At 64.7% G+C, this 850-nt stretch carries 2 protein-coding genes; both read right to left on the reverse strand.

Annotated features, from left to right (window positions below; genetic code table 11):
* A partial coding sequence (locus ACTQY1_RS11230; RefSeq protein ID WP_441374210.1) for a hypothetical protein occupies nt 1–624 on the reverse strand: 624 nt, incomplete at its 3' end.
* Between the two features lie 30 nt (nt 625–654).
* Nucleotides 655–850: hypothetical protein (locus ACTQY1_RS11235; RefSeq protein WP_441374211.1), on the reverse strand; the 196-nt coding region annotated here is incomplete at its 5' end.

Here is an 850-nt window from a genome sequence, read left to right on the forward strand (position 1 = left end):
GTTGTTCGCAATGCCAGCTTCGGTCGTCCGGTCGAACGCGCTCTTGGCCTGGGCGTGCCCGCCAGCGACCTTTTCGGCCCACTCCTTGGCGGCCTTGCTGCCGTCCAGCACGGACTGGTTGAAGCCGAGCTGTGCGTCGAGCATGGCGACGGCAGCGTTGTTGGCGGCGAACAGGCTGTTGACATACTCGTCATAGCTTCGGGTCGCGGCGTCGGTGGCGGCAGAGAGTTCCTTCTGCTGTTTCGTCAGCGCCTCGGATGTCGAGCCTGCGTCCTTGGCGGCGATCTGGGCGGACCGGACGGCGATGGGGATGTCGCCACCCATCCAGCGCACGAGGTCCTCGTTGGACAGGTTGAGCAGGTCGGTGTATCCCGTCGCCTCAGCCAGCGCCGACGCCTGCGCCCGCAGCCCCTCCGCATAGGTCGGGAACTGGCGGATGAGAGAATCGTTATCGACACCCTGCTTCTTGGCCGCCTCGGCCATGCGGGCGAACGCGGCGGCGGCCTTGTCGGCGTGGCCGGTGCCAACCATCTGGCCGAGCGCCTGATCTGCTCGCCGGAAGCCCTCTTCCAGTTCCTTGAGTGCGCCCAGATTGGCCGATGCGCCTGCAAAAAGGTTGGCCATCGGGTCAGAGCTGTTCCGCAGGTCATCCCACTACCTCAGCTGCTCGAACGCCCCTTCGACGCTCAGTTCGATCTTCTGCCAACCCATGCTCGTCTGAGCCGCGAAGTCTTGGCGAGACATTGCGGCGGCGGCGGATTCAGTGGACAGGGCCAGCTGATCCATCAACGAAGCGGTTTGCTCAAGCGTCGGTTGGCCACCCCTGACCTTTTCAAACACCATGGAGGCG

The organism is Acidaminococcus sp. HCP3S3_G9_1, from assembly GCF_052122455.1.
In the GTDB taxonomy this organism is placed as follows: Bacteria; Bacillota; Negativicutes; order Acidaminococcales; family Acidaminococcaceae; genus Acidaminococcus.